The organism is Leucothrix pacifica, assembly GCF_003172875.1.
GTDB lineage: Bacteria > Pseudomonadota > Gammaproteobacteria > Thiotrichales > Thiotrichaceae > Leucothrix > Leucothrix pacifica.
Genome location: NZ_QGKM01000055.1, coordinates 59879 through 67181, shown reverse-complemented (window position 1 = coordinate 67181; position 7303 = coordinate 59879). Strand labels below are relative to the sequence as shown.

Genomic DNA, 7303 nt, shown 5'->3' with positions numbered 1-7303 from the left:
TTCACATTGGGGAATCGAAAATAAGCTACATTGGGTGTTAGATGTCGTTTTCAAAGAAGATCATGCGAGAGTTCGTTCTGGCAATGGTGCTAAAAATATGGCAATTGTCAGGTATATCATCACCAACCTGTTAAGGCAGGTGCAGGGTAAAGTGAGCTTGAAAGTGAAGCGGAAAAAAGCGGCGTGGTCTGTCGAGTTTCTTGAAAAACTATTGCGGCAAGAGCTGTAAATCTTTCAAGCGATTGCCCTGGAGGATCAGGCCATCCGCTTGACCTCTGAAAAAGGGAAGAACTGCCCGATTGAGCTTCGGAGAATCCGCTTTATTCGCGCCGAAGATAAAAAAGAAATTGTATTGATTTCCAATGACTTAAAAAGCGAAGCGACGGTTATTATGGGGCTTTACAAACAACGCTGGCTGATTGAACTTTTCTTCAAATGGATCAAGCAAAATCTACGAGTTAAACGCTATCTTGGCACGTCGGAAAATGCGGTATTGATCAAGGTTTTGGTGACGATGATTGCCTATTTTTTGTTGCGATTGATCAAGAGCAATTACCCAGTGAACACGCTATCCTTGCAGGCTATTGCTCGACTGATATCGGCAAATATATTTCATCGAAAATCGATTAGCGAACTCATAGGTATAGCCTTGAGCAAACCAAAGCCTGATAAAACGATTATTAATCAGAAACTTGAGATCCAGTATACTTAACTGGACACTAGTGAATCATAGCCGATAGTTTGTTTGTATCTGTCGCGTAATCTGGCAAATTACAAAGGACGCTCTTGTACTTTACATCAGAGTGTGTTTCTGTGAATTTAAGAGAAAACCTCACTTCAAAGTTAGACAGGTTAGTTTCTATGGGACAAAAGATCATGGGCTGTGGCGCTGGGCTGCGTCATGCGCATATTGAAGAAATTCTCAAAAATAAACCCAATATTTCATGGCTAGAGGCACTAAGTGATAATTACCTACGTGAAGGGAGTGTTCATCAAGAGTACCTATTTGAGATTGCATCATACTATCCTGTTCTTCTACATGGAGTAGGGCTATCAATAGGTGCAGCTGATCCTTTAAATCAGAATTACTTGAGCCAGCTCAAAGCTCTTGCTGACCGCCTTGATCCTCCGTGGGTTTCTGATCATTTATGTTGGTCTTCGGTACATGGCCTGGCAACCCACGATCTAATTCCCTTGCCTTATACCCAGTCTACTATCCATCATGTGGCTTCTCGTATTCTTGACGTTCAAGACTACCTTGGTCGAGAGCTTGTTATTGAAAATGTTTCCAGCTATCTGGAGTACCAAGACTCAATGATGCCTGAATGGGAGTTTATTAGTGAGGTAGTCGAAGCGGCAGATTGTGGCATGTTGCTAGATGTGAATAATGTGTACGTCAGTGCAAGCAATCATAATTTTTCTGCTGATACTTATTTAGCCGCGATACCTGCAGGACGAGTTCGACAATTGCACTTAGGTGGTTATGATGACCGCGGCACACATTTGCTGGACACTCATGGTTATCCTGTTTCTGAACCCGTGTGGGCATTATTCGAGAAAGCGCTGAAAAAGTTAGGCCCGGTTCCAACCTTGATTGAATGGGATAATAATTTACCTACTCTTGACGTTCTACTCGCTGAAGTGGAGAAGGCAAAGACCATCATGAGAAAAGTTACGCAATGAATTTAGCTAGCTTACAGGAAGATTTATTAGACGTTTTTTTCAATACCGATAATAAATCAGCGACACAGATTGCGAATCGTTACTTGAAACCACATGCAAAGCTCAGTAAAGAGCAATGCCTAACTATTTATCGAAATAGTGTGCATGGCGTTTTAAAACAACACCTTTGCTCTGTATATCCAGTCAGTCAGCAGCTGATTGGAAAGCAGCGTTTCAGAGTGTTATGTGACCAATTTATTGACCAGTACCCGCCCGGGACGCCTTATCTTTCTGAGTATGGCGAGCAACTCCCCACTTTTTTTATGAGCCTCTCAGCTTTTACTAAGCTGAAGTGTGTGGTTGATATGGTGACACTTGAATGGGCAAGACATTGTGCTTGGCATGCGGCGAATCAAGAAGCGAGTGACTTCACTGCTCTTTCAACGGTGACGCAAGATGAGCAAGCATTACTGGTGTTTTACTTACCAAAATCAGCACACTTACTAAGATTTAGCAGTGCTATTGATGATATATGGCGAATTCATCAGTTAGATGATGTTGAAGATATTTCTAAGAAGTTAGAAGCCGTTGATATGAATGATGAACGGTTTATCATTGTGTACAGACAAGGAAAAAAACTGTACCAGACCAGTTTAGATAAACAGGTGTGGCTGTTTTTAAGCCGTTGCAGGGAGGGAGCAAATCTTGCAACATTGAGTGAAGAATTCGGAGAGGCTTTAGCAACGTGCCTCAGCACCACTGTGAAGCGTGGATGGATATCTTCATTTGAATAGGGTAACTTGCCCCTATTAATTTTTTGTGTAACAGTTCAAAAAAACAGAATAAATAATCCATTGAAATCACTCATTACCATTTTCACAATATTGATACTGACACTAAATACTGTGTTAGCGTCTTCGGTGTTGCCGATGGTATCGGTCGAAAGCTCATCCCAAGAAACAATGCAAATGGCACATCCGTGTCATGATCATCAAGCAGAAGAGTCACCAGAAAAATTGCCAGTGTTGATATCAATACAGCTGTGTGGCACGGATAATTGTGATTGTTGGAATGTCGGTGCTGTTAATATTCCCAATGAATTCCTCTGGTTAGTTTCGGTGCTATCTGAGAGTGCAGAGTTATCTGCTATTGTTGTTTCGGATATCCCATACCCATTCATTCCTCCCCATCAAAAACCTCCTAGGAGTTTGTCAGCTTAAGTCTGTTTGAATTAGATTCATCACAACTGAGTATGACAAATGAAACGATATCAAAAAGTTTACACGCTCTGTGTTGCTTTAGCCTTTGCTGTATGTGCATCAACCGTAGCCAATGCTGAAGAGATCGAGCGCATTGTTCCGGGCTCAGAGCCGCTATCTGAAGCTAAAAAAGATACGCCCGAAGCTCATGCAAAAAAACATGCAGACCCGACGTACGTCTGCCCAATGCATCCACAAATACAGCAGGGAGAAGAGGGGGCGTGTCCAATATGTGGGATGGATTTGGTTCTTAAAAGCTTTAACCCCAACTCCAGTCAAGGTATGCCAGTTATCAGCGTTTCATCTAGTACAGCACAGAGTATGGGGGTGCGGATAGGTAAAGTAAAAAAGCGTACGTTATCACGTGCCATCAATACGGTCGGCTATGTACGATATGATGAAAGTCAGTTGTATCACGTTCATGCAAGAGCTAGTGGTTGGATAAAAGATCCTATCGTCAAGGTACTAGGGGATAAAGCAGAAAAAGGGCAGCGTTTAGCCAGCTATTACTCGCCTGAAATTTTCACGGCTCAGGAAGATTACCTAACTGCATTACGCAGCCCAAGCGAACGACAAAAGCAAGTTGATGTATTAACCCGCTTACGTGTAATGGAAGTCTCCGGCTCTGTCATACAAGGACTTGAGCAAAACGCAGAAATTACATCGCATGTTCCAATCATCTCGCCTATTAGCGGTGTGGTCACAGAAATTGGTGTCCGAGATGGTATGTATGTCACTCCCTCGACTTTACTTTACTCCATTGCCGATTTAAGCGATGTCTGGGTAATTGTGGATGTTTTTCCTGATCAGCTCAGTTGGATTCAAAAAGGTGCTCTGGCGACGATGAAAATTGATGCTTTGCCAGGGGAGCAGTGGCGTGGGCGTGTGGATTATATTTATCCAGAACTAGACCCAAAGACGCGAACATTACAAGTCCGGTTAAAGTTTAAAAACAAAGAAGGACTGTTAAAACCGAATATGTTTGCCAGCGTAAAAATTAATAATCGACCACTACCCGGAGCAATTGCTATTCCTCGTGAGGCACTAATTCCAAGCTCTGAAGGGTTTCGGGTGGTTAAAGTAACTGAAAAAAATCATTACAAACCCGTAAAAGTAAAGGTCGGTACAAAAACGGCTAAATACGTTGAAATCACCCAAGGTTTAGAAGCCGGTGATGAAATTGTGCTGTCTGGGCAGTTCTTAATAGACTCTGAAAGTAATTTACAAGCAAGCTTTCAGAGGATGAGTCAGTAGAGACAGCATCATGTTAAAACAACTCATTGCGTTCTCTATAAAGCAACGGTTTTTGGTGCTAATGCTGTCCGGATTGCTGACTGTTTGGGGCATCATCTCGGTCAAAATGACGCCATTAGATGCGATTCCTGATCTCTCTGATGTTCAGGTTATTATCAAAACCAGTTATGCGGGGCAGGCGCCACAGGTCGTTGAAGATCAAGTCACTTACCCAATTACGACCACCATGCTTTCAGTGCCTAAAGCAACCGCTGTTCGTGGCTATTCTTTTTTTGGTGACTCATTCGTTTATGTCATTTTTGAGGATAATACGGATATCTACTGGGCAAGGGCGCGGGTGCTGGAGTATTTAAGTCAAGCAGCCAGTCAGTTACCTGCCGATGTTCAACCGCGTTTGGGGCCGGATGCAACCGGTGTCGGTTGGGTGTATGAATACGCCTTGGTTGATAGAACAAACTCTCATGATTTATCGCAGTTGCGAAGTCTGCAGGACTGGTTTTTAAAGTTTGAATTGCAAACAGTGCCGGGGGTTTCTGAGGTAGCGACGGTTGGCGGGATGGTTAAGCAGTATCAAATCACTGCAGATCCACAACGATTAAGAGCCTACAACCTGACTCTGGAAAACCTGAAACGTGCTATTCAGGCTGGCAATAAAGAAACCAGCGGTTCAGTGATGGAGGTTGCTGAGGCCGAATACATGATTCGGGCAAAAGGTTATCTTAGTAACTTACAGGATATTGAGTTGATTCCGGTTGGGGTGAATGCTGAAACCGGCACGCCAATACTACTACGGGACGTCGCCAGTATTCAGCTAGGGCCGCAAATGCGTCGTGGCATTGTTGACCTTGACGGTGAGGGCGAAGTCGTAGGCGGCATTGTCGTGATGCGTTTTGGCGAGAATGCTCTGGATGTCATCAACCGAGTTAAGGAAAAACTGGAGACACTCAAAGCCGGTTTACCCGATGGTGTTGAGATAGTCCCGACTTATGACCGCTCGGAGTTAATCGAAAGCGCAGTTGATAACTTGACCTTTAAGCTGGGTGAGGAGTTTATTGCGGTTGCAGTGGTCTGCGTGCTGTTCTTATTCCATTTGCGTTCTGCATTTGTGGCCATTATTAGCTTACCGCTTGGCGTATTGATTGCGTTCATTGTGATGCAGCAACAGGGGATTAATGCCAATATCATGTCTTTAGGCGGTATCGCTATCGCCATTGGTGCGATGGTCGATGCCGCTATCGTCATGATCGAAAACGCACATAAACACTTAGAGCACTGGCAGGAAAACGGGCAGCAAGAAGATCGTTGGGAGGTCATTGAGCGGGCTGCATCCGAAGTTGGGCCAGCATTGTTTTTCTCATTGCTGATTATCACCTTGAGCTTTGTACCCGTGTTCATGTTGGAAGCACAGGAAGGCAGGATGTTTTCCCCGCTTGCTTATACAAAAACGTATGCGATGGCAGCATCAGCAGGCTTGTCAGTGACTTTGATCCCTGTGCTAATGGGGTATTTTATACGGGGGCATATCCCCAATGAACAGAAAAACCCGATCTCTAGGTTTCTCATTGCACTGTATAAGCCATTACTCAAAGCGTGTTTAAACTGGCCAAAGCTAACCATTATTTTTGCACTTGTGGGGATGGCGTCTCTTGTTATTCCTTACAAGCAGCTCGGCTCAGAGTTTATGCCAGAACTGGAAGAAGGCGACTTACTGTATATGCCAACAACCTTACCGGGTGTATCCATCGGTAAGGCTCAGGAAATGCTGATACAAACAGATCGTTTGATCAAGACACTACCGGAAGTTGAGCGTGTTTTTGGAAAAATAGGACGTGCAGAAACAGCCACTGACCCAGCTCCTTTGACCATGATTGAAACCACGATTCTTTTGAAGGATAAGTCCGAGTGGCGGGAAGGCATGACGCTTAAAAAGTTGATTGCTGAGTTAAATAATACCGTCGACTTTCCCGGTTTAACCAATGCATGGGTGCAACCGATAAAAACGCGAATCGATATGTTAGCGACCGGGATAAAGACACCGGTAGGTATCAAGGTAGCTGGTCAAGACCTCAAAGTTATCGAGGATATAGGTAAAGATATTGAGTCAGCATTAGGTGATCTTGAAGGAACCGCCTCAGTGTTTTCTGAACGGGTATCTGGTGGACGATATATCGAAGTTATTCCAGACCGACAAGCTGCGGCAAGGCTCGGTTTGAGTATAGAGGATATACAAAATGTTGTTGGTTCAGCGGTGGGTGGGGCTAATGTTACCAGCACCGTCGAGGGTCTTGAGCGTTATCCCGTTAATTTAAGGTATCCCCGTCATACCAGAGATAACATTGATAAGTTACTAGAGTTACCCATTGTGACCCCAACGGGTGAACACATCCCATTGTCGCGTGTTGCTAGCCTGCAATTTACCGAAGGGCCGCCAATGATTAAGACTGAGAACGCACGTCTTAATGGGTGGACATTTGTTGATATTCGCGGGGTAGATCTCGGTAGTTATCTCAGCAACGCACAAGCAAGAGTCGCAGAGAAAGTCAAATTACCTCCCGGTTATTCTATTACGTGGGCAGGGCAGTATGAGTACATGCTACGTGTGGAAGAAAAGTTAAAACTCTTGGTTCCAATGACACTCGTGATTATCTTCATTCTCCTCTATTTAACCTTTAACAACATGGTGTCTGCCTTAGTTGTTATGTTGTCATTGCCTTTTGCGTTAGCTGGAGGCGTTTGGTACCTGTGGTTGCTGGATTTCAATGTCTCAGTAGCTGTTATGGTTGGCTTTATTGCTCTCGCAGGTGTTGCTGCGGAGTTTGGTGTCATCATGTTGGTGTATTTAGATAATGCGTTAAAAGACTACAAAGGGGGGATACAAAAAGAGTCAGATTTACGAGAAGCAATTATGGAAGGTGCGGTCATGCGGGTTCGCCCAAAAGCAATGACTGTAGCAGTCATCATTGCGGGATTAGTCCCAATTATGTTGGGTAGTGGAACGGGTTCTGAGGTGATGCAGCGTATTGCAGCACCGATGATAGGGGGAATGGTTACAGCGCCATTGCTTTCGCTTTTGGTGATACCAGCTATTTACTTAATCTGGAAACGTCGAAGCCTTTAATGCTGTGAAA

At 44.2% G+C, this 7303-nt stretch carries 5 protein-coding genes and 1 pseudogene; all 6 read left to right on the top strand.

Annotation, left to right across the window (positions count from 1 at the left end; translation table 11 throughout):
- The coding region (locus DKW60_RS16840; protein ID WP_146203507.1) for a transposase at positions 1-229 on the top strand (229 nt) is incomplete at its 5' end.
- Between the two features lie 39 nt (positions 230-268).
- Positions 269-497, top strand: a pseudogene (locus DKW60_RS24720) (transposase); the annotation flags it as partial.
- Between the two features lie 364 nt (positions 498-861).
- Positions 862-1683, top strand: a complete 822-nt coding sequence (gene bufB, locus DKW60_RS16830; protein ID WP_109838826.1) for an MNIO family bufferin maturase — start codon at positions 862-864, stop codon at positions 1681-1683.
- Positions 1680-2456 carry an HvfC/BufC N-terminal domain-containing protein gene (locus DKW60_RS16825; protein WP_109838825.1) on the top strand — a complete coding sequence of 259 codons (777 nt, stop codon included), beginning with the start codon at positions 1680-1682 and terminating at the stop codon, positions 2454-2456. The genes bufB and DKW60_RS16825 overlap by 4 nt, the downstream gene beginning before the upstream one ends.
- Before the next feature lie 465 nt (positions 2457-2921).
- A complete protein-coding gene (locus DKW60_RS16815; protein ID WP_109838823.1) occupies positions 2922-4175 on the top strand; it encodes an efflux RND transporter periplasmic adaptor subunit in 1254 nt (417 codons plus the stop codon).
- Between the two features lie 10 nt (positions 4176-4185).
- Positions 4186-7293, top strand: coding sequence for an efflux RND transporter permease subunit (locus DKW60_RS16810; protein WP_109838822.1), 3108 nt, complete (start codon positions 4186-4188; stop codon positions 7291-7293).
- Positions 7294-7303: the final 10 nt, after the last annotated feature.

Coding starts and splice junctions, on each gene's coding strand:
- bufB (WP_109838826.1), top strand. CDS start 862: ATGGGACAAAAGATCATGGGCTGTGGCGCTGGGCTGCGTCATGCGCAT.
- DKW60_RS16825 (WP_109838825.1), top strand. CDS start 1,680: ATGAATTTAGCTAGCTTACAGGAAGATTTATTAGACGTTTTTTTCAAT.
- DKW60_RS16815 (WP_109838823.1), top strand. CDS start 2,922: ATGAAACGATATCAAAAAGTTTACACGCTCTGTGTTGCTTTAGCCTTT.
- DKW60_RS16810 (WP_109838822.1), top strand. CDS start 4,186: ATGTTAAAACAACTCATTGCGTTCTCTATAAAGCAACGGTTTTTGGTG.